Raw genomic sequence first — 25,407 nt, 5'->3', positions numbered from 1 at the left:
CCAAGCGCCTCAGTCATCTGAACTCCATGCTGGACAAATCATCAAAGGATACTCAAACAGGAAAACCAGGGTATGAGAAAACTCAGACCTGCCGAACCCGACGCACCAGTAATTCAGCAAAGATATTCACCAGCAAGGTTAAGCCAAACAAAATCAGGGCTGCATACATCAGAGCAGAAACCTGAAGACCCCCTGCTTCAGCAAATTGATTGGCCAGGAGGGAGGCGATCGTGGACCCCGGGGCAAAAAGAGAACTAGAGATATTATTCGAGTTACCAATCACCATGGTTGCTGCCATAGTTTCTCCGAGAGCCCGTCCCAGAGCCAACATAATCCCCCCAACGATACCTGAAGAAGCAGCGGGTAACATAACCTTGAAAATAGTTTCCCACCGGGTTGCACCTAAGCCCACAGCGGCCTGCCTCAAATCCGGGGAAACAGAAATCAGAGCATCTCGGGAAATGGCCGCAATAATAGGCAGAATCATGATCGAAAGCACCACACCCGCAACATACATCCCAGGACCACGAGGTGGGGTACTAAACAGAGGAATCCAACCCAAATTCGCGTACAGCCAGTTCCCCATCGGCGTCATCAGCGGAATCAGCACAAAGATGGCCCATAAGCCATATACCACGCTGGGAATAGCAGCCAGCAACTCAATCAAAAAGGCCAGCGGTTGCTGCACCCTGGACGGCAGGAAGTCCTCACTCAGGAAGAGAGCGACTGCAATTCCGATCGGCACTGCAATAATCAGAGCGATCGCAGAGCTCACTAGCGTTCCATAAATGTGAGGCCAGGCACCATACAAATTTTCTACAGGATTCCAGGTGGTGCTGAAAATAAAATTGAGCCCAAATTTACCGATAGCCGGACCCGCTTGATAGGCAACCAGGGCTGCGATCGAGAAGAGCAACACTCCTAAACCGACAGCCAGAACCAGAGTCGATCGGATAAAGACGACATTAACCGTACTTGAAACAGATGCCTGCCTCTGGATCGCAACTTGTGAATCAGTGCCTTGCAAGAACTTTTCCCCCTAAACTCTATCGGGTGTTATGTAAACACCTGCCATCATCCTCCGATCGGGAGCGCCACTTGAAACGCCCCAAACCTTGATCTGCTTTACTACAAAGCTTCAATCATTCCACAAAGTAGCGTCTGAACTCTTAGAGTCAGACGCTACCCCCAACTCTACTACTTAGAGGCAACCTTGATCGTATCAAGAGCAGCCAATACCCGGGTGGTCATATCTTCCGGCAGGGGAAGATAGCCCAGTTCCTCGGCATACTTCTTACCATCGGAGAGAGCCCACTTCACCATGCCTTTCAGCGCATCTGCCTTGGCCTGATCCCCATACTGACCATACAGCAGCAACCAGGTCAGACCCACAATGGGATAAGCACCGGCCTGTTCTGGATCCGGGACACTCACAGCAAAGTCTTCAGGAACAGCGACACCGGAGAAGGACTTCGCAGCAGCTTCGGGGGAGGGAGCCACGAATTCCCCTTTCTTGTTCTGCAGGGTGGCCGACTTCAAACCGTTTTCCTTTGCATAGGAATACTCGGTATATCCGATCGCCCCTTCTGTTTGCTGAACTTGAGCGGTTACCCCTTCATTCCCCTTGGCACCCACACCGGTAGGCCATTCCACAGACTTACCAGACCCTGCCTTCCATCCGGGGCAGGCTTTTTCAATATGACTGGTGAAAATGAAGGTGGTGCCACTACCATCCGAACGATGCACAAAGGTAACGGGTTTGTCCGGCAGTTTCGCGCCCTTATTATCAGCTACAATCTTCGGGTCGTTCCAATTCTTAATTGTGCCATCAACAATGGCACAGTAGGTGGCACGAGACAATTTCAGCTCATCCACACCCGGCAGATTGTAAGCAAATACAACGGCACCGCCCGTCATCGGAATTTGAATGGGCTTACCCAGATCAGCAGGATATTCGGCCTTCTCTTCTTTCTTCAGGGGAGCATCGGTAGCACCAAAGTCCACAGTCTTAGCAATGAACTGCTTAACCCCTGCGCCGCTACCCACCGATTGATAGCTGATTTGAATAGTCGGATTGGTCTTGTTATATTCAGCAAACCAGCGCTGGTAGAGAGGAGCGGGGAAAGAAGCCCCTGCTCCATTGAGGGAAACCGTCTTACCCCCCGCAGCGGGAGAAGATGCTTGAGGAGAGGTTTCGGTCCCTGCAGGTGGGCTACTGGGAGGAGTCGTATTACAAGAGGCCAGACTAACTGCCAGAGCTGCTGTGGAAAGGCCAGCAGCCCAACGAGCTGAACGATTCTTTAAAAACATTGTGATACGTCTGCGCTACGCCAAGATAAACAAGCTGAGTATATATCCCGATAGTAAAGAACAGGTTAAAGAGTCGGGAGTTTAACGGAAGCATCCCCTTATTTTGTTACATCCTTTACAGAATTCATTCAGCCCCTCCTCTCTCAGCTTCCTTTCTGGCCTGCAGTTGCAGGAGGATCTCGGCATGGACCTCCCGACTGAGGGGGTAGAAATAGGCCAGGATCAGCCCTCCCAGCAGAATCACGGTTGGGATCGGACCAATCATTAGGCGAATTGCCAGGAGAGCCGAATCTGGCTGGACTGGCACAGGTAGTTCAGCGGTTGGTTTGATAAACCCAGACCACTGCAGGGCCTGCCCCACCAGAAACAACCCGATCGCCAGCCCAATCTTCTGCAGCAGTACCATATACCCGTAGAAAATTCCCTCCCGGCGCTGCCCCGTTTTCAGTTCATCCAGCTCAATCACATCTGGAATCATGGACCAGGGCACCAGGTATGCTGTAGACACGCCAAACCCGGCCATGACAGCTAGCAGAAACATCAAGCTAATTTGTCCAGGTTGCAGAAAAAATAGCCCTGCCTGGGCCAAAATCCATAAGCCCATACCCATGAAGTAAGTCCCCTTTTTGCCGACCCTGGCACTGACCAGACTCCAGACAAATAGGGTAGCCAGAGCGACCACTTGAACCATCGCAATCACAGCAGTAAACCATTGATCCTGGCGCAGTTGCATCCACTCTTTGACAAAGTAGGGAATGACCGCAACGGTATTTTGCAGGGCCAGCCAGGAACACAGGTAAATCCCAACAACAAATAGAAATGGGCCATTGGTAAAGGCGATCCGCACCTGTTCAAAGTAAGGAATTGATGCCGTGTCATCTGACTTCGAGTCGAGAACTGCGTAGCGGCGAGTGCCAAAGAAACACCAGTAAAGGGGTAACACGGAGATGATGGCAGCAACGATCGCCAGCGTTAGATACTGCTGTGCCGGTGGGACTTTGAGCAGGGAAAAGGTGCCCAGGGCCAAGATGAGGGAAAGAATGCTACCGCCGATCGAAAAGGTAAACCGAAAACTGTTCAGGCTGGTGCGCTCATCATAGTCCTGGGTCAGTTCTGGGGTCAGGGCGGTGTAGGGCAGGTTGACCGCAGTGTAAAAGGTATTGAACAGAACTCCAATCAGAACGTAGTACCAGAACAACCCCCACTGATCAAACTGGGGCACGATCCATTGCAGGACAAACACCAATCCAAAGGGAATCGCGCCAAAAATCATCCAGGGATAGCGGCGACCCCAACGGCTTTGGGTGCGATCGCTCAAAACCCCCACGATCGGGTCATTCACCGCATCCCAAATTTTGCCCAGCAACAGCACGCTCCCAGCCAGACCAGGGTTCAGCCCCGCTACATTGGTAAAAAAAACCAGGGCATAAATCGCGGTCACATTTGCAGTAATGGCCGCTCCCAGGTCACCCGCTCCATAAGCCAGCTTCACAGTGAAGGGTAATCGCCCCCGTTCAGGGAGAGGGGGCTCTGCTGGAACGGAATTATTCATGAGAAAAAGAATCCGGATTCAAGGTTGACGTTGTATTATTCTCCACATCTTTGAATCTCAACGTCCAATAAGCTGTCATGTCAGACCTCTATATCTCCTGGTCAGAGTACCACCAAATTGTTGAAACCTTAGCCGTTCGCATTTATCAATCCAGTTGGGACTTCAATCAAATTATCTGTCTGGCTAAGGGGGGGTTGCGGGTCGGTGATATCCTGTCCCGAATTTATGATGTCCCTTTAGCCATTCTGGCCACCTCCTCCTACGGAGGAACCCATAATCAGGTGCGCGGCTCCATTACCTTCGCCCGAGATCTGACGATGACGACGGCCAATCTGGGGAGTCACGTCTTACTGGTGGATGACTTGGTGGATTCTGGGGTGACTTTGAAGCGAACCCTAACCTGGCTCGATCGGCAGTACGGTTTTTATATTGATGAGATTCGCACCGCCGTACTCTGGTATAAAGACTGCTCCATCATCAAACCCGACTACTATGTAGACTACCTGCCTGATAATCCCTGGATTCATCAGCCGTTTGAAAACTATGAAAAGATGACCCCGGCAGAACTGGCCGCCGCCCACCCCCTCTCCCAATCAGACTAGGGACAACCCAGGCTCTCGCGAGTTAAGACCCCTGTGACTGGATTCGTCCCCTCTACCCGTTTGCACAACTGGGCAATCTGGTAGCGATCGAGGATGGCATCGGTAAAATCAGCACCAGTTACGGTCACCTGGTCGAAATCAGTTCGGGTCATGGTTGCCTCAATTAGAATGGCGTTGGTCAGGTCGGCTCCATAAAGGAAGACTCGATCGACCAGGGCACCTGTCAAATTGGCCCCTCTCAGATTAGCCCCCATCATCACCCCTTTGGTCAGGATGGCATTGCTCAGATCGGCCCCCTGAAAATTAGCCCCCCGCATCTCTGATGAGACAAAGGTTTTACCGGTCAGATTAGCCCCGGAAAAATCATGGTTGATCAGATTGGCATTGCTATAGTTAACCGTGTCAATCTGGGCCAGGGCGGGTCTAGCATCAAAGAGAACCCATCCCCAGGCCAGACCCAAAACGAGAAACAGGATGGCCAGTCTGACGAGGAACTTTTTAGTGAATAGACCTAAAAATTCCATACAGGCGTCCTTATTTGCTTTTTCTCAAGTTTAGTCCTTTCAGATCCCCCTCGGATCGATTCTGTTCGGCGGAGATTGGGCTGATGTCTTAAAAAAATAGAGTTAGTCAAGGTAGCAGGTGACTTTACCTTATAAAATTGCCTATTGTGGCAATTCTTTTAAGTTGACTTACCCCCTATGCCGAAGGTTCTCGTCTCCGACCCAATCGATCAGGTTGGGATTGACATTCTCTCTCAGGTCGCTCAGGTCGAAATCAAGACCGGTCTTTCTCCTGACGAACTGATTCGCATTATTCCTGACTATGACGCCCTGATGATTCGCTCAGGCACCAGGGTCACGCAGGAAATCATTGAAGCTGGGACGCAGTTGAAAATCATCGGGCGAGCCGGTGTAGGGGTTGACAACGTGGATGTACCGGCAGCAACCCGCCGGGGAATTCTGGTTGTCAACTCGCCGGAAGGCAATACGATCGCAGCGGCAGAACACACTCTGGCCATGATGCTGTCCCTCTCTCGCCATATCCCCCATGCCAATCAGTCGATCAAGGCTGGCAAGTGGGACCGCAAGAGTTTTATTGGGGTAGAAGTTTATAAGAAAACCCTCGGCGTGATTGGCCTGGGGAAAATTGGGGCCCATGTGGCTACCGTTGCCCGGGCAATGGGCATGAAACTGCTGGCCTATGATCCCTTTGTGTCTGTGGAGCGGGCAGAACAGTTGGGCTGCCGTCTTGTGGAACTGGAACTACTGCTGCGGGAATCAGACTACATTACGCTCCACCTGCCCAAAACCCCGGAAACCCTGCATCTGATCAATGCTGAAGCCCTAGCCAAAATGAAACCCACCGCCCGCATTATTAACTGTGCCCGGGGAGGGATTATCGATGAAGCGGCTTTGGCGGAGGCATTGGAAAAGGGAACGATCGCTGGGGCTGCCCTGGATGTGTTTGAGGCAGAACCCCTGGGTGAATCTGCCCTGAAAAGTCTGGCTCAGGAAATTATCCTGACCCCCCATCTGGGCGCTTCCACTGAAGAAGCCCAGGTCAATGTGGCGATCGATGTGGCCGAGCAAATCCGGGATGTCTTGCTGGGGTTACCCGCCCGCTCCGCTGTCAATATTCCGGGGTTGCGTCCAGAATTGCTGGAGAAGCTCAGACCCTATCTGCAACTGGCAGAGACCCTGGGCAACTTAATTGGCCAGTTGGCCGGTGGTCGGATTGATTCTCTGACTGTCCGCCTCCAGGGGGAAATCGCCAATAACGAAAGCCAACCGATCGTGGTAGCTGCGCTGAAAGGGCTACTTTCCCATGCTTTGCAGGAACGGGTCAACTATGTTAATGCCAATATTGAAGCCAAAGAACGGGGTATCCGGGTGATTGAAACCCGCGATGCGTCTGTGAAGGATTACACGGGCTCCCTGCACCTGTCGGCAACGGGAACTCTCGGCGAACATTCGGTTACGGGTGCCCTCCTAGGCGATGGGGAAATCCGCATTACCAGTGTCGATGAATTCCCCATTAACGTACCGCCCAATCGCTATATGCTATTTACGTTGCACCGGGATATGCCAGGGATCATTGGCAAAATTGGTTCCCTTCTGGGTAGCTTCAATGTCAATATCGCCAGTATGCAGGTAGGTCGTAAGATAGTACGGGGTGATGCTGTTATGGTCCTCAGTATTGATGATCCCCTACCCGATGGCATCCTGGCAGAAATCACCAAGGTTCCGGGTATCCGAGATGCCTACACGGTGACCCTGTAAGAGCGGGCAAGTGAATAGATGAGGGGTGGCAGGTAACAGTAGACCGTGGGCAGTCCACGATCGATCGTCAGCCGTTCAACCCTGGGTTGAACCATAACAACAGGATTGCTTCCTGCCACCCAGCTACCCACGAAGGAGGGGATGTTGGCTAATAGCTGGTGGGAAATCCTGATTCTCTGTGATCTGCATCTGGAAGATACAGTCTTCTGGCGGTTAGAAAACTTTGGCTGCCGGGGAACCGCCAGTGAGATTAAGGGGCACGCCTGTTTGATTCGGGCTTATTTGCCCCAGGAGCAGGCCCATGTTTTAGATCTGGCGGCCCTGTCCCTCCTCCTACGTCAGGATGTGCTTTGCCTGGGTCTGCCACAACCGGTGATGCAATGGAACCTGATCGATGAGGAAGACTGGTCCAGTAGCTGGAAGAAATATTGGGAACCCCAGGAGGTTGGCGATCGCTTCCTGATTTATCCAGCCTGGTTAACCGTGCCCACCGAGACCGATCGGATTGTGATTCGCCTGGACCCTGGGGTTGCCTTTGGGACCGGCACCCACGCCACAACCCAGCTCTGCCTGGAAGCTCTGGAAATGCGCCTGGGCGACGGGGAGCCCGATCTGGTCATTGCTGATATCGGGTGTGGTTCAGGAATTCTGGCCACAGGGGCGATTCTGCTGGGAGCCCAGAAAGTTTACGCCATAGACACAGACCCTTTGGCGGTTCGGTCTACCCTGAGTAACCGGAAGCTGAATCAGATTGCCCCGGAGCGATTTCTGGTGGAGCAGGGCAGTGTGGAACGGTTGATCGAAATGACAGGCGGTGTTCCGCTCGATGGATTCATCTGTAATATCCTGGCGGAAGTGATCATCGACTTGGCTCCCCTCTATGGTGCCCTGGCCAAGCCCACAACCTGGGGCATTATCAGTGGGGTGCTGTTGGAGCAGGCTAAACCTGTGGCCGACACCTTAGAGCAGAATGGCTGGGTGGTCGCTACCCTCTGGCGACGCCAGGACTGGTGTTGTTTTAATATCCGGCGATCGTAGATTTATAACCATGAATCACGATTTGGTCTTTAACTCTGCTCGTCGTTTTGATTGTCCTCCACATGCTGAATATACTTTCAGTATGAGGTAATCAAAACCTCGGAAATCTTACCGCGCTTACTGGGATCTGAGTTGATGGCCCTAGCGGCAATAATCGGGTGAATCTTGAAGTCCTGGTATAGCTCTCGAATAAACGGACAATCCGAGTTAGACAGCATCACCTGCACCCCTCGACTGGCCAGCTCTGCAAAAGTATTTCGCAGCTTGATCTGATCCTCAGCATGAAACGAATACCGGTTATAGGCTGTGAAATTGCTGGTGGCACTGATGGGATAGTAGGGCGGATCAAAATAGACAAAATCCCGTTTTGAGGCGGCAAAATTTAGAACGGTCTCAAATGGATTTTCGTAAATTTGAGTCAACTGCAATGCTTTTGAGGCCGCACAGAGGACTTCAGGATCAAAGATGCGGGGGTTTTTATATCGGCCCATTGGGACATTAAATTGTCCTTTGGAATTCTCTCGATAAAGGCCATTGAAACAGGTTTTGTTGAGATAGATTAGGCGAGCCGCTCTCTCGATCGAGGACTCCGCCACAGTTGCCCGCATCAGATAATAGTAATGCTGACTATGGTTTTGTCGATGTTGCTCCAGTAAATCCATCAACGTCTCTATCTGATCTTTGACGCAGGTATAGACATTCACCAGTTCTGGATTAATATCCATCAAAACGCCACGCACCGGAAAGAGGCAAGAGAGATAGAAAAATATGGCCCCTCCCCCCAGGAAAGGTTCGAAGTAAGTCTCAAAGTTCTGAGGGAAAAAATCTAAATACTGCTGAATTAAGCGACTTTTACCACCAGCCCATTTCAAAAAAGGGCGTGGTGCAATCTGATTAGAAACTGGGGATGGAATCGCAGACCTGGGAACAACTGACAAGGGAGAAAAGGCCATACCGATGGGGCTAACTATGGCACCTTTCTAACACAAATTTCTAAGGTTTCAAGCATCTACGGAGAAAACTGGGATCAATGAAAGCAATTTGGCTCAATGCATCGTCAGATGATCAGGAAACCTGTTGCAGCTTGCCCAAAAACTGCCGGATTTGCTGCAAATAGGTTTCTGGATCTTCCAGCATCGGAAAGTGCGCCGTATCAGGCATCATCCAAAACTCAACTTTAGGGTTCAAAACAGCCGCCTGACGGCCCATTTCAGGTGGAATGATTTTGTCATGCTCTCCAGAAATCAAAAGGGTAGGCACCTGTAACTTGACAAATTCCTGAGGCAAAACCTCTGCAGCTCGCTTGCTTACCGAAGTATAAATGGTTCCTAAAGCAGCCTCATAATCCGCCATCAAAAAATCTTCCAGGAAAGCTCGATTGCGATACGTCCCTGTCAGAGAGCGCCGGAGAAACCGGGCCATAAAGAGATGATCCAGGAAGGGAACATGCAGCAGCCAGGTGGGTCGAAACTTGACCACATAGCCCCCAAACTTGTGGAAAGCCTTGAAGGATTTTTCGTCGTACTCAAAGATGCCCATGCAGGTGAGGATGGCCCGCTCCACTCTTTGGGGGTAAAGATTCAGAAAGAAAGTGGCGATCGAGGCCCCCGTCGAGTGCGCATTCAAATAAATCCGCTGCAAATTCAGTAAGGTCAGTAAAGTATCCAGATCTTCTGCGTAGGATTCCAGTTCGTAGGTCAGTTCGATCAGGCTGCTGACCTTAGGCAGCCTGGTTCGACCAAACCCCCGCAGATCGTACAGCAGACAATCAAAAGAATCCACCAAAGCCTGAGCGGTACTTTCCCAATAGCGCGCAGAACCAGCCCATCCATGCAAAAAGACCATCACCGGCTTGCCAGAAGGACACTCATCACCGGATTCCGTGATCCATTGATAATAGTGGTCAACACCACGAACTTCAATGTAAGGCATTACTGAACCTAAGCAGACTCAGGCTTGGGCAAAGAAGAGGGATGGAGTAAGAGTTCAGCCGTCGATCGTTTCTCAACCATTTCCTGGGTAATGCTACAACGGGTTACGTCCTTACGGGAGGGCAACTCGTACATGACATCCAGCATCAACTCTTCCACGATCGCCCTTAGAGCTCTTGCGCCTGTCTTCCGTCGGTAGGCTTCCTGAGCGATCGCCCGAACGGCTTCTGGCTTAAAATCAAGCTGAACGTTATCCATCTTCAGCAACTTTTGATATTGCTTCACCAGAGCATTACGAGGTTCGGTCAGGATGGCCACCAGGGCATCCTCATCCAGCGGATCAACCACGGCAATGACCGGAACCCGACCAATGAATTCTGGAATCATGCCGAATTTCACCAGGTCGTCCGGCTCCGTATGTTTCAGCATATCAGCCGTCCGCTTTTCGCGAGGCTGGTTGATATCACTGAGGGGATCAATTTCAAATCCAAGCGGACTGCGCTTACCAATGCGTTGCTCTACAATCCGCTCTAGACCTACAAAAGCCCCACCGCAAATGAAGAGAATATTACTGGTATCAATCTGGATGCAATCCTGGTAAGGATGTTTCCGCCCGCCCTGGGGAGGCACATTGGCCACGGTTCCTTCCAGCATCTTCAGCAGAGCCTGCTGTACCCCTTCCCCGGAAACATCCCTTGTAATGGAAGGATTTTCGCTCTTGCGAGCAATTTTATCAATTTCGTCAATGTAGATGATGCCCCGTTGGGCCTCTTCCACATCCAGCTCAGCCACCTGAAGCAGCCGCAGGAGAATGTTCTCCACATCCTCTCCAACATAACCAGCTTCTGTCAGGGTGGTGGCATCAGCCACAGCAAATGGAACATCCAGAATATCAGCCAGGGTCTGGGCCAGAAGGGTCTTGCCGCAACCGGTCGGACCAATTAACAGGATATTCGACTTCTGAAGCTCAACCGAATCTTCGGCATTTGAGGCTTTACCACTGCCTTTAGATTGCAAAAAGTTAAGCCGCTTATAATGGTTATAAACTGCCACTGAAAGCACTTTCTTGGCTTCATCCTGGCCAATCACATGCTCATCCAGATATTTTTTGATTTCTCTGGGTTTGGGAATCTGATTCAGGGAAAGACTACCACTCTTCGGCTTACGCTTTTCAGAGGGTTGATTCGGACGAGTTGCCTGCTGAGGTGTGGTAGAGGTTGAATCAAATAACTCCTCATCCAGGATTTCATTGCACAGGTCAACACATTCATCACAAATGTAGACTCCCGGCCCCGCTATCAATTTACGGACTTGCTCCTGAGACTTACCGCAGAATGAACATTTCAGATGGGAGTCGTACTTAGACATAGCTCTATGCCTCGTTACTTATTGGCAGTGACGGCCCCATTGGGGGTAGAGAGTGGCTGGCTAGAAATAACCCTGTCAATTAAACCATACTCTTTCGCTTCAGCAGCAGACATGAAGAAGTCTCTTTCTGTATCTGCTTCAATCCTCTCCAAGGGCTGCCTCGTATGTTGAGCCAGCAAGTCATTCAGTTTACGTTTGTGGTACAAGATTTCTTTGGCCTGAATCTCAATATCAACTGCTTGACCTTGAGCCCCGCCCAAGGGTTGATGAATCATGATGCGGGAACTGGGTAGAGACATGCGCTTACCCGGTTCGCCAGCGGAGAGTAGAAAGGCACCCATACTCGCTGCTAAACCATAACAAATGGTTGCCACATTTGGACGAATTTGTTGCATGGTGTCAAAGATTGCCATGCCAGCGGTGACAGACCCCCCCGGAGAGTTGATATAGAACTGAATATCTTTTTCCGGATCCTCCGCCTCCAGAAAAAGAAATTGAGCCACGATCGAATCAGCCACCGCATCATCGACTGGCGTTCCCATAAAAACGATCCGCTCCCGCAGCAGGCGAGAGTAGATATCGAAGGCACGCTCACCACGACCGGATTGTTCTACCACCATCGGCACCACATTGACTGAACCTGCCTTGATAGCAGCAATAGCCGAGTTGTAAGCACTGATGGAATAGAGATCCAGGGAAGTCAGACTGATGGGCAAGAAATCGGGGATTCGGGAATTCAACATAAAGACTTGAGAATAATACTCACAAACCGGGTTTCAAGTCAGGATTTTGACATCAAGTCACCTAGCGATCATTATGCCTCAAGTCTATGGAAACTAACTGGAGGTTAAGTAAAATCTCTTATTCATCCTGAGTAGATTTAGCTTTAGATTTTGATGCTTTACTGGTTGTTCGAGATCTATTTTCAGGATCTTCCCCTGAATCAGACAGCGTTGAGGGGGAAGCCTCCTCGCCTGCCTCAGCCTCAGAAGTGGCCTCCAAAACAACCTCAGCCTCCACAGAAATAGGGGCAGCCTCAGCCATCAATTCAATTGACTCGGAGATAGCAGCCTCAGCTTCAGCCTCAGCCTCAGCGGCTTCCTGTAGAGACCCTTCGGGAAGTAGCTCGATCGTACAATTTTCTTCCAGCCACTTAAAGATGGCCGCCTTCAGCACATCTTCCTCAACAGCGCTCTGGATACGCTCCAGATCCACAGCCCGATCTTCCAGCTCCGCCACAATCTCCTTAACTTTGGCTTTCACCGCTTCGGGATCAGCCTGGATAGATTCCCGCTTGGCAATTTCTCCCAAAGCCAGCGATCGCTGGATCCGCTTGATCGCTTCCGGGCGAGACCGTTCCCGCAGACCAGGAATTGCTTCCCGGGTAAAAATCTGCTTGTAATCAAACCCCTGGTTCTCCAACTGCATGGCCGTTTGGGTCAACATGTAGGTGATCTCCTGATCAATCAGGCTTTCTGGCAGGTCAACCTCAACATGGTTCAGGAGTTCTTCCAGCAAAGCCCGCTCTTTGTTAGAACTCGTTTTACGCTCGGCTTCTTCCCGGTAACGGGTTTCCAGAGAGTCTCGCAGTTCAGCCAGAGTTTCAAACTCGCTGACAGCCTGGGCAAAATCATCATCCAGGGCAGGAGGTTCTTTCTCTTTCAGCTCCTTCAGAGTCACTGTAAACAGGGCTGTTTTTCCTGACAGTTCCTGGATCATATAATCCGCTGGAAACTCAATCGGGAGTTCCCGGGTTTCACCCGGATTCATCCCGATCAGACCATCTACGAAGCCAGGAACAAAACGCCCCTCTGCCAGCTCCACCTGAAAATCCTCCTGCTCCCAGGATTTGTCCTCATCATCTGACTGATCCGCCGCAGCCTCCGAATCAGGGAAACTGGCCTTATAGTCTACGATCGCCATATCTCCCATCTGAGCTGGGCGATTCTCCACAGGAATCAGAGTCGCTTGCCGGTTACGTTGTTCTTCCAGAACCTGATCAACCTGCGCCGGGTCAGGTTTGATTTCTTCAGCCTTGACAATCAATCCTGAGTACTTGTGGAGAGTCACCTCTGGCTGCACATCAACTGCCGCAGAGAAGGTAATCGGCTGGCCCGGTTCAAACTGGGTAATCAATTCTTCAAACGAGGAGCGAAGTTGATAATTGCCGATCGCCTGGATTTTTTCTTGCTCGATCGCATCCTGAACACTCTTCTGGATTAACTCCTCCAGAGCAGCGGCCTTGATACGAAGGGAGCCCACCCGCTGCAGCAGAACCTGACGGGGAACCTTGCCCTTGCGAAAACCGGGGATATTGACGGAGCGCATAAACTCCTGCACGGCCTTCTCATAAGCCTGTTTAGATGCATCGGAAGGGATTTCAATTTCCAATCCCATCTGGCTGGCAGGGAGCTTTTCTTGAGTAACTTTCATCGAATTCAATTTCCAATTTCCAAGCGGATCGGCAATTAGCTATAGTAACTGATCCCAACGGAAGATAGCTACCTAGATTTACGGGCGTGATCCCGGCAGAGTCGGATAGGGGGTGACAGAAAAGGTCAGGACGGTTTCGTCCACACCCTTAAGTTTCAGTGGGCTGAATTTAGTGATCTCGTCCTGCTCCAGGTAATCGGCCACGGCAGCCGACACCAGAATATGATCGGGCTCAGCCACTTCCTGAATCCGGGCGGCAATGTTGACGCTGGGGCCGATCGCTGTATAGTCTGCCCGTTCGGAACTCCCAAACATCCCGACCACCGCCGTTCCCTGGTGAATACCACAGCGGAACTGGACCCGACTGATCCCCTGAGCCTGCCAGCGCTCATTTAACTTATCCAGGGAGCGATACATCTGGCGCGCCGCAGCGATTGATCGGTGGACCTGCTCATTGGGGGTCAGTTCTTCTGGGGCTCCAAAAATGGCCAGAATTGCATCTCCCATAAATTTATCTACCGTACCCCCATTATCAAAAACAGCCCGGGTCATCTCAGCCAGATATTCATTCAGTAACTCTGCTACCCGCCGCGATCGCAAGGTATTGGAAAGCTGGGTAAACCCAATAATGTCGCTGAACAAAACGGTAATCATCCGGGGTTCCGGTCGCAGATCCAGAGACAGTTCTCCTCGGGCAGCCTTATGCACCAGAGAAGGCGGCAAAAACCGACTCAGCACCGACTGGGTCAAATAGCTGTTCAGCTCGGCAATCCGTCGTTCATTGGCTTTCAGAGCCAGCAAATTGCGAACCTCAGCTAACAGTTCCCGATCGTTAAACGGCTTCGACAGATAAGCATCTGCTCCCCGCTCCACTCCTTCGATGCGGGTATCTGCATCCGCTTTAGCAGTCAATAGGACGATCGGCACCCCAGTCAGACTAGGCTCGGCCCGAATCATCTGGATCATGTCCAGACCGGAGACCAGGGGCATCATCAAATCCGTCACAATCAGATGGGGGGTCTCAGCCCGAGCCACGTTAAACCCTTCCGCCCCATTGCGGGCCATACAGACCTCATAGCCAGCCCGACGCAAGACATCAGCCACGTAACTACGCACATCCGCATTGTCGTCCACCATCAGGATCTTCGATCGTTCCTGACTTACCGGTGGCTGCTCCACCAATGGGAGCACTGGAACAGGCTCAGCAGGCAATGGACTGGGCTCATACAGATCTGTTTCCAGATCAGCCAGTTCTACGGCGGCCCGACCCGGTTGGACCTCCGTCGGCACCTCCGTCGGCACCTCAATCACCTGATGAGGAGGCAGGTGGGCGTTCCCCAACCGCAACCAGAGGATGAAAGTTGTGCCTGCACCATATTCAGATTCCACAGTAACCTGCCCCCCATGAAGTTCCACCAGTTCCTTCACGAGGGCCAATCCCAAACCACTACCCTCGTAACTGCGGCTGGCAGACCCCTCCGCCTGTCGAAACCGTTCAAACAAGTGGGGAATCTGATCAGTACGGATACCAATGCCCGTATCTTTGACCTGCAACAAACAGTAGTCCCTGGCCTGATCCAGTGTTACGCTGATGCTGCCTCCAGACGGAGTAAACTTCATGGCATTGGAGAGGAGATTGTAAATTACCTTGTCAAATTTTTCCAGATCCAGATAAAGGGTTGGACAGACCTGGAAATCAGCAACCAGTGCCAAGCCTTTCTTTTCGCAATAGGGTCGGAAAGAATCCACAATCTGGCCCACGAACTCTACCAACTGACAGGGGCGAAAACTGGGCTGCATCCGTCCGGCATCCAGACGCTGTAAATCCAGGAGTTGATTCACCAAGCGCAACAATCGCCGGGAATTACGCAGGGCAATCTCAGCCTGTTCAGCAGACAATCCCTGGTGGTGAAAAACCGCCGACTCCAGAGGCCCAATCATCAGGGTGAGGGGAGTGCGGAATTCATGGGAAATATTCTGGAAAAATTCTGTTTTTTGCCGATCGAGCTCCAGTAACTGCTCAGCCTGTTGCCGGGTCTTTTGAAACAGGCGCGACTGCTGCACGGCGATCGCGGCCTGGGCTGCCACAGCCTGGGCCAGATCAATCTCGGAGCTACGCCATTGCCGTGACTGATGCACCTGACGCAGGGAAATGCTGCCAATCAGTTTGCCATCTGCCAGGAGGGGCACCATCAGCAAGGCACGGGCTGGAGCCCGTACCGGCAAATCCGGTTCATTGGTTTCCGAGTACTGGCTCAGGTCATCGATCGCAACCGGCTGCTGAGTTCTCAGCAGTTGCTGCAGGACGGGATTACCCGCAATCGGCACCAGAGATTGGGGTAATTGACGGGCAACCCCACTGGCCTGATCTGGCAAGTCTGTGGCAATGATGGAATTCTGGGGTTGGGAAGAGTCATGCAAGCCAACACATTGGACAAATTCATCATCCTCTGTCCAGAGAGACAGGGCACAGCCATCTACATGTAGCGCCTGACCCAACTGCTGGGTAATGGCCGCAAAGATCTCCTGGGGGTCGAGGCTGGACCGAATCGCACTGGTGATGGTGTTGATCAGGGCTTCCCGTTGAGCCAGGGATCGCACCCGTTCATAGGCGATCGCCTGGGACAGGGAAAGGGCGGCCTGATCCGCCACCATAATCACGAGCTGGATTTCTTCTCCCTGCCAGGCATGGGGTTCACCGCACTGGTGTAACGCCAGAACGGCAATCAATTCGTGACGGCTAAGCAGGGGAACCACCAGGCTGGAGCAAATCCCCAACTGCTGATAAGCCTGATGTCGTGATCGGGCTTCAGGGCTGTTATCCCGGTCCGGATCATCCGTTATAACATCATTAAAAACCCGCACATCCCGGCTTTCCCAGAGGGTTTGGCTCAAAAGCTCCGAATCAGGAATCGGGCAGGCTGGCTCGGTTCCGTTCCCGGTTTCCGGCAACGGTTCCCCGTTCTTGCCCCGGTAGACAAACAGTTCATCCTCCAGGTGTTCATCTCGGAAGGATCGCAGGACACAATAACTCACCTCAAACATTTGCCCGATCGCCGTCACGATCGTCTGGGGAATTTGCCGATAATCCGAGGCGCTATGAATAGTATTAATGACCGCATTCAACAAGGATTCCTGTCGCAAAGCTCGACTGAGCTCACGGGTGCGGTTTTTGATTAGACTATGGGTATCGATCGCCTGGGACACCACTGATCTCAGTTCCCTTTCATCCCAGGGCTTGGTGACATATTTAAAAACCCGACCAGTGTTAATGGCCTCTACTAGATCTTCCACATCCGTGTAGCCTGTCAAAATAATCCGAATGATATCCGGGTAGCGGCTGGCCGTCAGACTCAGAAACTCAGTCCCGCTCATCAACGGCATGCGCTGGTCGGAAATGATAACAGCAATATCCTCTTCTTTTTCCAGAATTTCTAACGCCACAGGAGCACTTTCCGCCCTCAGCACCCTGAACTCTCGATGAAAGGTGCGATAGAGCAGATCCAAATTATCTGGTTCATCATCTACAACCAGAATTTTCGGTTTATTTTTGCTTGGTGCTCTCATTCACCGTGCTCCCACTGGAATTCCATCACAGAGGTGATCCGATTGAAAGCTGTCTTTGGCTTGAAGCACTGTCGGGTCAATTACAGGTTGCAAAACTATATACCAGTTACGGATCGAGAATCCAGGTGAAAATTCCCCCACTTCTACATCAGGCTTGATTTTATCAGCACCGATACTACCTTAATAGCTGGTCTCGGACGTATCCAGGAGATGGAGCCCCGGAGATATTAAACCTCAGGAACATTGCCAAGAGACTTGACTTGATTTACGGCATTCTCCTTGCTCCGCGTCTTCTCCCATCCCATAACCTTAATTTTTAAGTGAAACGAAGATGACTCAGCCTATGTATAATCCTAGAACAGGTCTCTGCTTCCGATACTAACTATAGGAAGAAGGAAACGGACATCTCTCTTTGATCTTTGTAAACAGATCCCCGCCAAAGGAATTTGTGGAAGAAAGTTGACAAAGCCAAAGATTCTAGTTAGCCTAAGTAAGGTCAATAACGCGCCCCCATCGTCTAGAGGCCTAGGACACCTCCCTTTCACGGAGGCGACGGGGATTCGAATTCCCCTGGGGGTATCCTCAAAGGCGCGATCAGAACCCTTGTACTAAGTGGCGAAGAAGCTACAGTGCAAGGGTTTTAAGCTTTCTGGAAATATGCGATAGTACATAAATACCCCTAAATATACGAGAATATACCTCGATATTTAGTCAAACTTTAGTCAAGCCACTTATGGACATAGGCGCACGGATCGCAGCGGCAAACACCCGGTTAAAAAGTGCCAATGTGGGAGTTCGTCTCACCAAAACAGGCGATCGGCTTTACCTGAGGGGCACTTTTCCCCCTAAACCTGGGTCAGGCAAGCTTCACCCCCACCAGCAGTGGATTACCCTGGGGATTTACGCCAATGCAGCCGGAGTAAAAAGAGCAGAAGCAGAGGCCAAGGCGATCGGGGGCCTGCTGGCCTGCAAGGAATTTTCCTGGGTTCCCTATCTGGAACCGGTACGGGAAAAATCACGTACAGCCTCAACTCTGATTGAAGAGTTCAAGGCTCACTACCTGGCAGCCGGGGGAACAGAGACAACCTGGCAAGGGGATTACTGGAAACCTCTGAAGAACCTCCCCCAGGATCAACAGCTCACCAGTGAGCTACTGCAAGCATTAATTCTGGCGACAGTCCCCAATACCAAAACCAGAAAGCGGGCTTGTATGGCAGCCGGAGCAATAGCTAAATTTGCTGGACTGGACTTTAACCCAGCCAGCTTATCGGGCAACTACTCGCCCAGGCGCGTATCCCCCAGAGACCTGCCTGACGATCTGCTGATTGCCGAAGTCTTCTATCGCCTAAAAAATCAGGCATGGCGATGGGTGTATGGGATGCTGGCCACTTATGGATTGAGACCCCATGAGGTCTTTCGGTTAGACCTGCAGGAGCTGAGCCAGGGTAGCCAGGTGATCACAGTGTTGGAGAAAACCAAAACCGGGACGCGAAGGGTGTGGCCCTGTTACCCGGAATGGTTTGACCAATTCCATTTATCAAAGGTGAACCTTCCCCCTATCGACCTAAGCCGGAGTAATGACAAGGTTGGGCACTCTGCAACAAGATATTTCGCAGATCATAAGCTTCCCTTCAAGCTCTACGATTTGCGTCATTGCTGGGCCATCAGAACAATGGAATTTGGTCTAGATATCTCCCTGGCTGCCCAGCAGATGGGGCACTCTGTCCAGGTCCATACAGAGACATACCATCATTGGATTAGCGATCGCCATCATCAAAGAGCCTTCGAGACTCTGATGATGAGGAGCGATCGCCCCACACCTCCATCACCACTCAATCTGTAGAGCCCAATCACTGACAAGGCCCCTACAGACTCTCATTGATTTGTTGGCGTTCTTGGCGGCCATCATCATCACTGCGGATTCAAAATGCTGGTAATTTATCCACTGGAAGCCATAGGCGTGGATGTCTTTAAGGTTAACCGGTACACCAGGAATGGATAGCCCTGTTTGTTTGACAATAATTAGAGAGTAAGCAAATCTCACCTGGTCAGAAGTAAAACCGAACTGAACCAACTCTTTACAAGCCTTCTCTTGACTGCTGGGGACACGAATAACAACGGTTGGATCATCAGCTCTCTTACGACCGGCCCCCTGACGTGCCCCTCCACGTTTGATTTCTGTAACACAAATCAATCACCTCACCTCCAGTGGAGTAGAAAGATAACTGCGAATTGAATGAATGTTCCACAGGTAGGTTGGGCGATCGGCATTCCTCTTACTGACAATCAGATAATGCTTCCCCATGGATAGATCATCTCTCAGGTCTCGCAGACGACGGGCAGAGATACCCAATTGCTCTGCAGCTCCCCCGGTGGGCAGCCATTCACCGATAGGTTTTCTGCCTTTACGCCCCATGATTCAATCTCCACTTATACCCACAGTTCACACAGCTCCAATGATCTGGCAATGACCAGGACTCTTCAGTATTGGAGCTATTGCACTTTGGACAGGATTGGGATTCAGTTAACGACTCTTGCCCCCAGGCAGTTGAGCAAATCTCGCATTTCCACAGACCACCACCTCGATGCTCTGTGCTGGTGCTTTCACAATTAGGGCATGGTTCCCCGATCTGAACGCCTTCATCAAATATCATCATTACCTCCGATCTCTATTTGAAACACGCTCAACCTCCTCTCGTAATCGCCTCACCAGAACGGCATAGGCATGGTAGGGGATGCAGTAAGGGTTGTGGAACCCACACGCCGCCATCCAGGCAACTACTCTAGGGTGATTCCAGTTCCACAGCTCGCCTGTCAGGTGGGTCAACTGGTTAAACAGAATCTGCCTGGTCAAAATCAAGTCGAAAAAATCAACCTTGCCGGCAGCAGCGGAACCTTGATCCACTCCAAGGGACTTGCTGTTGACAGGGAAGTTCATTGCTGACCCCCTATCCACTTCCAATATTCTGAAGTTCCTGGCTTTGGGGCCTGTGGAAAACCGGCCTGTGGAAAACTTTTTAAATCGCTCTTTCTTATATCTTTTAAATTCTTAATCTTAGAGGGTTCGAAGTCAGCGCCCCTGGCTGTTTCTGGGGGGGGTTCGATCACTGTGGTGATCGTAGGATCACTGCAGTGATCTTCGATCACTGTGGTGATCGTAGGATCACTGCAGTGATCCACACTCCTTCCAGAGAAAAAGTTTTCCACAGATACCCTACCGTTTTCCCAAACCACGTTAACCAGCTTTTTGGTTTTGAGAGTCTTAAGGCCCATGTAGACTGTGCCAACGGACTGAAAATTGCAAACTTTAAGAGCCTCTGGAACGCTGAAAGGAGCCCACCTATTACAGAACGGGTCTAAGACCTTGCAATACCAGAACAGCCGATACTCGCTGTATCTGAGATTCAGGCTGTTTAAAACTGTCAAATCCCTAACGGTCACCTTGATAAATGGTTCCATAGTCCTGCTCAACAAAACTAAGGGCTTCCACCAGCTTTGGTGGAAGCCCAACATCTAAAACGGGCAATCTGATGGTTTCTCTGTGATTGCTGGCTCATGGCTATACAGCCAGGTTGAATGAGCCCACAGGCGATCGGCTACGGCTTCTCTGGACAGATTTGGCTCCTCTGACAAGATGCCAATAATGAGGGCACACTCTCTGATTGTGGCCATGGCCCAATCAAATCCATCAGGTAAAGGAAGGACAGAATGATAGTGAGTGCTGTCAAAAACGCTGATCTGACAAGCACCTTGAGAAATCTGTTGCTGTTGCACATCAAGCCTCCATAGTTTGAAAATTGCCGATCGCCTGGTCAGAGGCGATCGGGTGTTTGGACTCCTGGTGGAAGTGGTGGTGACAGGTTTTACTTTGGTGGGAACAGGGCGATCGCCTGGTCAGGCGACGGTCTTAGTCATCCGGCGATTAGGTTACGCCTGTGAAGGTGGGGGTATTGCCCTGGCCCCAGTCCTTCGACCCAATGACCTCAAACTTTAGGAAGGCGATCGCCCACAAGGGGAAAGGGCGATCGCTGACGCTATCACTGGAGGCAACCCCGGCTCATGCACCTGCGGGTTACCAGGAATGCGATCGCCTGGACTAGAGAACGATCGCTGACCTAACCTCTCCATGAAGGCAGTCCCGGTTCATGCACCTAGGGACTGCCATGATTCCAGGGGCTTTCTGTCCATGTTGATGCGCGCATCCGTAGGAATATGTTTTTTGGCTTCTTCCCAGCTGGGATAAGTAGCCGTGAAAATCACCGAATTGCTCAATACCTGGATGGCCCCATTGGATCTCTGATAAAGCCAGTGGCGCATCGTGTGGGGAAAATTTCCGGTTTCAAAGTAGCCTAAATACCTCATTCCTCTAACTCCCGGCAATACAGGTAAGGGTTGCCATCAGGGCCAAACGTGAAGCACTCAGAGGCAACGATATGGCCCTGATCGTTCATGGTCTTGAACAAATGCTCTGTGAGGATGATCCGACCTGAGGAGGTTGTCCAGACCCCCTCAGTACTTCCCTCCGTGAGGGGGTAAAGCTTGCCATGAGGAAGTTGAACCGGCTGACCAAAGGGGGTTGCCTCAATCAACTCAGACACGCTGATTTCCCTATTTGCAGCCATCACTCATCTGCCTCCTCGATAGCTTCCAGCAGGAAATCGGCATAAGCCACCGAATCGCGAGCAATGATTTTCACCTGCTTATCGCTCACGCCTCCGTCACGTAATATGACGTTTAACCAGGCAGTCATTATTTGGCAGGCGAAAAATTCACGTTTTGTCAGACCTGGATTCATTGGACTTGTGAATCCGCCAACTGTGATTTGAGGGAAGCAAAGATCTCTCCCGATCATGACGCGCAAATCTCCACAGTCAGGTCTGTGATGGGCTTATCCCAGGCACAATCAGAGATATTTCGTAACCGGGACTTAGCCATAGATCTGGGGATGGGTGGCAATTTCACCCCAGAGTCAACGTGCAGGAACAGGCAATCGCCCAATTCTGTGAAGCCCTGGAGCTTCAGGATGGACTTGCTGCGAGTCTCAAAATAATCACCTACCAGAAGCTGTAAATCACACTCCGGCTCTTTGTTAGAGCTTTCCTCAAGGAAGGATAGATAGGTGATGAATGCGGCAGTAGCTAATTGGCTGATTGATTGCCTGTTCCTGGCCGCTTCAACCCTAAGTTGTATGTCAATCTCCACAGGAATAAGAAGCTGTAATCGAGTGGTTTCCATAGACATCAAAAATGCTGTTCAATCACAGCATATAGTTAACTGCTGTTTTTAGCAATCAACTACTGTGAGTTACTTACACCAGTGGGTAATCTATGCTTAGTAGCAGGAAGTGATGTGTGTGTACAGCAATACTGTGGAATTAAGCCTTGAAGCCAGAGAAAGGCTGGCAAATTTGATCAGGGGTGTTCGCTCTACGCAAAGGTTAAGTCAGAGAGCATACGGAAGGAAATTAGGGGTTGCAGGAACTACAGTGCGTGACTGGGAAGATCAATCGACTGTCCCAGATACTAGGAACCTCCTAAAGATTGCCGCTAGCGCTGGTTACACTTTGGATGAGATGATCACCTATCTTTCCGGGGGAGAGCTGCCCCCTATGTCCGGCATTGACAAGATGGTTGAGCAAATTAAATGTCTTCCTGATGACAAGTTCGCTAAAGTTGTTAGGGCTGTAGGAGATCGCCTTGCCACAGTAGCTGAAGGTAAATAACATGCTAGATGCTCTTGCGTCTGAACTTGGGCGGTTGACAGGAAGCTTGACCGGTATGATTGTATGGGCTGTAGCCTATACCCTGGTGGTTCTCCTGGTCTGGGGTCTGCCCTGCGATCGCATCATCAGCAAGGCAGGGTTTGATGGTGGAGTTCACTGGATTCTGTGGGGGTCAGCGGTTCAACCTTTTTTCCTGATTCCAGCAAGTATTCGCCTGTTTGGTGACCCTTCTGAAATCACTAATTTTGTAACTGGTGGCTCTGGGTTTGTAATTTTCCTGGCTTTCTTGATGATCGCATTTGTTCGCTGGCCTATCTGGGATGAGGTCAGGCAGTTGAGGCGCAAGGCTGGATTGAACCCCGATGATGGAAAACCTGTGGTGAAGTAAATGACGGCAGAACGTCTGGAAAATGTTGAAAATGACCTGGAAACAGTCAAGGAAATCCTTCTGACTGTGGCCCGACAATGTGAGCGTTCTGAAGAACAACACCGACAGGCTGAAGAACGACACCGACAGGCCGAAGAACGATACCGACAGGCCGAAGAACGACTCGATCGGATTGAGTTAAACGTTGAGCAGTTAACAACCAACGTCAATCAATTGGCCGGTCTGGTGGTACAAACGATCGAAGAAGGGGCCAGAGACAGGGAAGAGATCAGACGAATTTGGGAATACCTCCAGTCCCAGCTTCGCAGTCAGGGCAATGGTCACGGGTGAGTTAGGATTCCTTCCAAGTCACCTCCTGAAGGGATTTAACCGTCTGGTTTAAGCCTTCAGCATTGAGATCGCCAATATCATTCAGAGCCTTACCTATCCCCTGAATATCACTCACAACCTCAGACGGAATTTGTTCACCGAATATCCCTAAAACTGTTTGAGTGGCAGCAATACAAATGCATATCCACTCCTCTGTAGATACTTTTCCGTCTGCTTTGGCTTTTTCTACAATGTCGCGAATTGCTTCGCACTTAATAGCCAACGAAACTGCTTGCACATAACCAAGGGGTACTCTCACAATTGCCTCCTTTTAACCTGGAAAGTCCGAGCTGTTCCGATTTGGTCGGTCTGCTGGGTAGTTGCAATTACCCTCGCAGAGCTGCTTAAGAACAACTTCCCACCGATCCGCTCTCTCGTGTAGAGCTCTTAAATTGAACTTCAATTCCTCCATTGCACTCCGGTGGGATTCGTACAACAGTGTTTGAGTCTTAAGGTTTGCCTGAACATCCTGGCCGATTGTCTGCCCCAGGTGCACTACGGCACCCTGCAGACCGGCTTCCCCCTTTCTTAGTTCCTCAATCGCCGACCTAAAGTCAGCGCGACTCTCCAGTGCTGTTTCCTTGTAGGCTGCAGCCAGCCGATCCATTCCCTGGGTCACGTCGGAGATAATCTTCGCCTGGTTGTTTCGCAGGTCATTGATCAGGGTGTCAGTCAAACCCGACTCTTGCTTATCCTTCTGGACAAAGTACTCCCACGCTTGTTTTGCCACTGTCCCGATCGCTGCAACGATCAGGGAGATTGCGGCAAAATCCCCCAGACCAGGGGATACCGGGGGTAGCTGGGGGGGTGGGGGCGATTGAGCGATCGTTGTTACAAAGGGTGTCATAAAAGCTCGAACTCCTGGATACCCAGTCGGGCATCTCCACTAAGTTGCACAGCATAGAAACTGATGTACCTGTTGTTAACCGCAGCCGAAAAAACATAGCTATTTTTAGTGACAGCAATTATGTCTTCCGTTAACTGGGTCCAGGAACTTCCATTCGGGGAATGCTCGATTCCCAGTTGAAACCCACCGCCACCCTGGTCAGTTACAACCGTGGCGGTGAAGGTCCCGGAACTAATTACACCCAGATCGACGACAAACCGACATCTCACGTTGTCGTTTGGGGGGGAGCCCAGATCGGTAGCCGTTGCGATGTTTCCATCGGTTGCGTAGCTGAGATGCCCTGGTGTGGGACTCCAGCCGCTTGCGGTAACTGTCTTGAGGTAGGACAGGTTTATCACGTTGGGCGCACAGTACCACCCTGAAACCGCGCCTGAGTAGATCAGCACCCGGTGATTTCCGCCCCGCAGAAGCCCATCACGGGACTGCCCGTTCAGGAGATTGCCGTTGCGGGCGATTGTTAAGAGGAAGTTTGATTTCATGGTTTCGATTTCCACAAAATCGCCTTCCTCTGGTGAGGCAGGAAGGGTTAGGGTCCAATTAGCCCCCAGGCTGGCCAGTATCCTATCCCCAGCATGGGCAGAGTAAGCTCCCACCTTAACCAGGTATGCGTCAACCCCTACTGCGGGAATGGCACCCCCTAACAGGGATGCCAAATCATCGATCGAGTAAAAGTTAATAGCTGCCATGATTGTCAGGAATTGACGAGAAAAGTCAGATTCAAATCTGGTGGCAAGTAATCAGGGTCCACATGGATTGAGACATCCCATGGGATTGAAAACCTTGTCCCCCTGAAAGCGATTCTCCTTTCCCCGGAAGGGAAGGGAGAAACTAAGATGAACAGATCCTTCTCTGGTTTTGCGTACACCCGACTAATGTCGATCAGCTCCGGATCGTCACCACTACTGGAGAACCTGGCTTGAGCAATCAACCCCCTACGA

At 51.1% G+C, this 25,407-nt stretch carries 27 protein-coding genes and 1 tRNA gene; 9 read left to right on the top strand and 19 right to left on the bottom strand.

Annotated elements, in window-relative coordinates:
* Positions 1–82: 82 nt before the first annotated feature.
* The 3 genes from pstC to BST81_RS13920 all read right to left on the bottom strand — a co-directional run bounded on the left by pstC (position 83) and on the right by BST81_RS13920 (position 3,862).
* Positions 83–1,027, bottom strand: a complete 945-nt coding sequence (gene pstC, locus BST81_RS13930; RefSeq protein ID WP_075599072.1) for a phosphate ABC transporter permease subunit PstC — start codon at positions 1,025–1,027, stop codon at positions 83–85.
* Positions 1,028–1,197: 170 nt separating this feature from the next.
* Positions 1,198–2,310: a phosphate ABC transporter substrate-binding protein PstS gene (pstS, locus tag BST81_RS13925; RefSeq protein ID WP_075599071.1), complete on the bottom strand. Its 1,113-nt coding sequence runs from the start codon at positions 2,308–2,310 to the stop codon at positions 1,198–1,200.
* A gap of 124 nt (positions 2,311–2,434) precedes the next feature.
* On the bottom strand, positions 2,435–3,862 hold the full coding sequence (locus BST81_RS13920) for an MFS transporter (protein WP_075599070.1): 1,428 nt from the start codon (positions 3,860–3,862) through the stop codon (positions 2,435–2,437).
* Positions 3,863–3,939: 77 nt separating this feature from the next.
* On the opposite strand from BST81_RS13920, the gene BST81_RS13915 reads away from it, so the two are divergent.
* Positions 3,940–4,464 carry a phosphoribosyltransferase family protein gene (locus tag BST81_RS13915; protein ID WP_075599069.1) on the top strand — a complete coding sequence of 175 codons (525 nt, stop codon included), beginning with the start codon at positions 3,940–3,942 and terminating at the stop codon, positions 4,462–4,464.
* On the opposite strand, the gene BST81_RS13910 is transcribed toward BST81_RS13915, so the two are convergent.
* A complete protein-coding gene (locus BST81_RS13910) occupies positions 4,461–4,988 on the bottom strand; it encodes a pentapeptide repeat-containing protein (RefSeq protein ID WP_075599068.1) in 528 nt (175 codons plus the stop codon). The genes BST81_RS13915 and BST81_RS13910 overlap by 4 nt on opposite strands.
* Before the next feature lie 177 nt (positions 4,989–5,165).
* Between BST81_RS13910 and serA the strand changes: the two genes are divergently transcribed.
* Together serA and prmA are read left to right on the top strand one after the other, a co-directional pair.
* Positions 5,166–6,746 carry a phosphoglycerate dehydrogenase gene (serA, locus tag BST81_RS13905; protein WP_075599067.1) on the top strand — a complete coding sequence of 527 codons (1,581 nt, stop codon included), beginning with the start codon at positions 5,166–5,168 and terminating at the stop codon, positions 6,744–6,746.
* 141 nt (positions 6,747–6,887) lie between these two features.
* On the top strand, positions 6,888–7,784 hold the full coding sequence (gene prmA / locus BST81_RS13900; protein ID WP_216351323.1) for a 50S ribosomal protein L11 methyltransferase: 897 nt from the start codon (positions 6,888–6,890) through the stop codon (positions 7,782–7,784).
* Positions 7,785–7,861: 77 nt separating this feature from the next.
* On the opposite strand, the gene BST81_RS13895 is transcribed toward prmA, so the two are convergent.
* The 6 genes from BST81_RS13895 to BST81_RS13870 form a co-directional block, all read right to left on the bottom strand.
* Positions 7,862–8,737: a DNA adenine methylase gene (locus BST81_RS13895; protein WP_075599066.1), complete on the bottom strand. Its 876-nt coding sequence runs from the start codon at positions 8,735–8,737 to the stop codon at positions 7,862–7,864.
* 112 nt (positions 8,738–8,849) lie between these two features.
* Entirely contained in the window at positions 8,850–9,716 is an 867-nt protein-coding gene (locus BST81_RS13890; protein ID WP_075599065.1) for an alpha/beta hydrolase, read from the bottom strand.
* An 8-nt stretch (positions 9,717–9,724) separates the two neighbouring features.
* Complete coding sequence (gene clpX / locus BST81_RS13885; protein ID WP_075599064.1) at positions 9,725–11,083, bottom strand: ATP-dependent protease ATP-binding subunit ClpX; 1,359 nt, start codon at positions 11,081–11,083, stop codon at positions 9,725–9,727.
* A 14-nt stretch (positions 11,084–11,097) separates the two neighbouring features.
* Entirely contained in the window at positions 11,098–11,712 is a 615-nt protein-coding gene (clpP, locus tag BST81_RS13880) for an ATP-dependent Clp endopeptidase proteolytic subunit ClpP (protein ID WP_363080074.1), read from the bottom strand.
* Positions 11,713–11,944: 232 nt separating this feature from the next.
* Positions 11,945–13,516 (bottom strand): trigger factor, encoded by a 1,572-nt coding sequence (tig, locus tag BST81_RS13875; RefSeq protein ID WP_075599063.1) that lies wholly within the window; start codon positions 13,514–13,516, stop codon positions 11,945–11,947.
* A 78-nt stretch (positions 13,517–13,594) separates the two neighbouring features.
* Positions 13,595–17,083, bottom strand: a complete 3,489-nt coding sequence (locus BST81_RS13870; RefSeq protein WP_075599062.1) for a response regulator — start codon at positions 17,081–17,083, stop codon at positions 13,595–13,597.
* 506 nt (positions 17,084–17,589) lie between these two features.
* Between BST81_RS13870 and BST81_RS13865 the strand changes: the two genes are divergently transcribed.
* Both BST81_RS13865 and BST81_RS28860 read left to right on the top strand, forming a co-directional pair.
* Positions 17,590–17,662: transfer RNA gene (locus BST81_RS13865), tRNA-Glu, on the top strand.
* 154 nt (positions 17,663–17,816) lie between these two features.
* Positions 17,817–18,926: a site-specific integrase gene (locus tag BST81_RS28860; RefSeq protein ID WP_075599061.1), complete on the top strand. Its 1,110-nt coding sequence runs from the start codon at positions 17,817–17,819 to the stop codon at positions 18,924–18,926.
* Here BST81_RS28860 and BST81_RS13855 read toward each other — a convergent pair.
* The 3 genes from BST81_RS13855 to BST81_RS13840 all read right to left on the bottom strand — a co-directional run bounded on the left by BST81_RS13855 (position 18,909) and on the right by BST81_RS13840 (position 20,542).
* Complete coding sequence (locus BST81_RS13855; RefSeq protein ID WP_075599060.1) at positions 18,909–19,277, bottom strand: hypothetical protein; 369 nt, start codon at positions 19,275–19,277, stop codon at positions 18,909–18,911. The genes BST81_RS28860 and BST81_RS13855 overlap by 18 nt on opposite strands.
* Positions 19,278–19,499, bottom strand: coding sequence for a hypothetical protein (locus BST81_RS13850; RefSeq protein WP_075599059.1), 222 nt, complete (start codon positions 19,497–19,499; stop codon positions 19,278–19,280).
* Between the two features lie 518 nt (positions 19,500–20,017).
* Positions 20,018–20,542 (bottom strand): hypothetical protein, encoded by a 525-nt coding sequence (locus BST81_RS13840; RefSeq protein ID WP_143780338.1) that lies wholly within the window; start codon positions 20,540–20,542, stop codon positions 20,018–20,020.
* A 331-nt stretch (positions 20,543–20,873) separates the two neighbouring features.
* On the opposite strand from BST81_RS13840, the gene BST81_RS13830 reads away from it, so the two are divergent.
* A complete protein-coding gene (locus tag BST81_RS13830) occupies positions 20,874–21,077 on the top strand; it encodes a hypothetical protein (protein ID WP_075599055.1) in 204 nt (67 codons plus the stop codon).
* A complete protein-coding gene (locus tag BST81_RS29145) occupies positions 21,061–21,183 on the top strand; it encodes a hypothetical protein (protein ID WP_290439441.1) in 123 nt (40 codons plus the stop codon). The genes BST81_RS13830 and BST81_RS29145 overlap by 17 nt, the downstream gene beginning before the upstream one ends.
* 258 nt (positions 21,184–21,441) lie before the next feature.
* On the opposite strand, the gene BST81_RS13820 is transcribed toward BST81_RS29145, so the two are convergent.
* The 3 genes from BST81_RS13820 to BST81_RS13810 are packed head-to-tail and all read right to left on the bottom strand — an operon-like array spanning position 21,442 to position 22,318.
* Positions 21,442–21,705, bottom strand: a complete 264-nt coding sequence (locus BST81_RS13820; RefSeq protein ID WP_075599053.1) for a hypothetical protein — start codon at positions 21,703–21,705, stop codon at positions 21,442–21,444.
* The gene (locus BST81_RS28105) at positions 21,705–21,878 is read right to left on the bottom strand and encodes a hypothetical protein (RefSeq protein ID WP_171974759.1); all 174 of its coding nucleotides are present in this window, start codon (positions 21,876–21,878) and stop codon (positions 21,705–21,707) included. The genes BST81_RS13820 and BST81_RS28105 overlap by 1 nt, the downstream gene beginning before the upstream one ends.
* A gap of 53 nt (positions 21,879–21,931) precedes the next feature.
* Entirely contained in the window at positions 21,932–22,318 is a 387-nt protein-coding gene (locus tag BST81_RS13810; RefSeq protein WP_143780337.1) for a hypothetical protein, read from the bottom strand.
* 542 nt (positions 22,319–22,860) lie between these two features.
* On the opposite strand from BST81_RS13810, the gene BST81_RS13800 reads away from it, so the two are divergent.
* Both BST81_RS13800 and BST81_RS13795 read left to right on the top strand, forming a co-directional pair.
* Positions 22,861–23,193, top strand: coding sequence for a hypothetical protein (locus tag BST81_RS13800; protein ID WP_143780336.1), 333 nt, complete (start codon positions 22,861–22,863; stop codon positions 23,191–23,193).
* Entirely contained in the window at positions 23,194–23,523 is a 330-nt protein-coding gene (locus tag BST81_RS13795; RefSeq protein WP_075599048.1) for a hypothetical protein, read from the top strand. It begins immediately after the preceding gene.
* A 1-nt stretch (position 23,524) separates the two neighbouring features.
* On the opposite strand, the gene BST81_RS13790 is transcribed toward BST81_RS13795, so the two are convergent.
* From BST81_RS13790 to BST81_RS13780, 3 genes are read right to left on the bottom strand one after another with little or no spacing between them, the layout of a single operon-like run.
* The gene (locus BST81_RS13790) at positions 23,525–23,821 is read right to left on the bottom strand and encodes a hypothetical protein (protein ID WP_075599047.1); all 297 of its coding nucleotides are present in this window, start codon (positions 23,819–23,821) and stop codon (positions 23,525–23,527) included.
* Positions 23,822–23,833: 12 nt separating this feature from the next.
* Positions 23,834–24,409 (bottom strand): hypothetical protein, encoded by a 576-nt coding sequence (locus tag BST81_RS13785; RefSeq protein WP_075599046.1) that lies wholly within the window; start codon positions 24,407–24,409, stop codon positions 23,834–23,836.
* Positions 24,406–25,155, bottom strand: coding sequence for a hypothetical protein (locus BST81_RS13780; RefSeq protein WP_075599045.1), 750 nt, complete (start codon positions 25,153–25,155; stop codon positions 24,406–24,408). Before BST81_RS13780 ends, BST81_RS13785 begins: the two co-directional genes overlap by 4 nt.
* Positions 25,156–25,407: the final 252 nt, after the last annotated feature.

The sequence above is a fragment of the Leptolyngbya sp. 'hensonii' genome, assembly GCF_001939115.1.
GTDB lineage: Bacteria > Cyanobacteriota > Cyanobacteriia.
Note: the sequence above shows the minus strand (reverse complement) of the source record. Positions and strands in the feature narration are given on the sequence as shown.

Coding starts and splice junctions, on each gene's coding strand:
- pstS (WP_075599071.1), bottom strand. CDS start 2,310: ATGTTTTTAAAGAATCGTTCAGCTCGTTGGGCTGCTGGCCTTTCCACA.
- BST81_RS13920 (WP_075599070.1), bottom strand. CDS start 3,862: ATGAATAATTCCGTTCCAGCAGAGCCCCCTCTCCCTGAACGGGGGCGA.
- BST81_RS13915 (WP_075599069.1), top strand. CDS start 3,940: ATGTCAGACCTCTATATCTCCTGGTCAGAGTACCACCAAATTGTTGAA.
- BST81_RS13910 (WP_075599068.1), bottom strand. CDS start 4,988: ATGGAATTTTTAGGTCTATTCACTAAAAAGTTCCTCGTCAGACTGGCC.
- serA (WP_075599067.1), top strand. CDS start 5,166: ATGCCGAAGGTTCTCGTCTCCGACCCAATCGATCAGGTTGGGATTGAC.
- prmA (WP_216351323.1), top strand. CDS start 6,888: ATGTTGGCTAATAGCTGGTGGGAAATCCTGATTCTCTGTGATCTGCAT.
- BST81_RS13895 (WP_075599066.1), bottom strand. CDS start 8,737: ATGGCCTTTTCTCCCTTGTCAGTTGTTCCCAGGTCTGCGATTCCATCC.
- BST81_RS13890 (WP_075599065.1), bottom strand. CDS start 9,716: ATGCCTTACATTGAAGTTCGTGGTGTTGACCACTATTATCAATGGATC.
- clpX (WP_075599064.1), bottom strand. CDS start 11,083: ATGTCTAAGTACGACTCCCATCTGAAATGTTCATTCTGCGGTAAGTCT.
- tig (WP_075599063.1), bottom strand. CDS start 13,516: ATGAAAGTTACTCAAGAAAAGCTCCCTGCCAGCCAGATGGGATTGGAA.
- BST81_RS13870 (WP_075599062.1), bottom strand. CDS start 17,083: ATGAGAGCACCAAGCAAAAATAAACCGAAAATTCTGGTTGTAGATGAT.
- BST81_RS28860 (WP_075599061.1), top strand. CDS start 17,817: ATGGACATAGGCGCACGGATCGCAGCGGCAAACACCCGGTTAAAAAGT.
- BST81_RS13850 (WP_075599059.1), bottom strand. CDS start 19,499: ATGGGGCGTAAAGGCAGAAAACCTATCGGTGAATGGCTGCCCACCGGG.
- BST81_RS13840 (WP_143780338.1), bottom strand. CDS start 20,542: ATGGAACCATTTATCAAGGTGACCGTTAGGGATTTGACAGTTTTAAAC.
- BST81_RS29145 (WP_290439441.1), top strand. CDS start 21,061: ATGACCTCAAACTTTAGGAAGGCGATCGCCCACAAGGGGAAAGGGCGA.
- BST81_RS13820 (WP_075599053.1), bottom strand. CDS start 21,705: ATGGCTGCAAATAGGGAAATCAGCGTGTCTGAGTTGATTGAGGCAACC.
- BST81_RS28105 (WP_171974759.1), bottom strand. CDS start 21,878: ATGAATCCAGGTCTGACAAAACGTGAATTTTTCGCCTGCCAAATAATG.
- BST81_RS13810 (WP_143780337.1), bottom strand. CDS start 22,318: ATGGAAACCACTCGATTACAGCTTCTTATTCCTGTGGAGATTGACATA.
- BST81_RS13800 (WP_143780336.1), top strand. CDS start 22,861: ATGATTGTATGGGCTGTAGCCTATACCCTGGTGGTTCTCCTGGTCTGG.
- BST81_RS13795 (WP_075599048.1), top strand. CDS start 23,194: ATGACGGCAGAACGTCTGGAAAATGTTGAAAATGACCTGGAAACAGTC.
- BST81_RS13785 (WP_075599046.1), bottom strand. CDS start 24,409: ATGACACCCTTTGTAACAACGATCGCTCAATCGCCCCCACCCCCCCAG.
- BST81_RS13780 (WP_075599045.1), bottom strand. CDS start 25,155: ATGGCAGCTATTAACTTTTACTCGATCGATGATTTGGCATCCCTGTTA.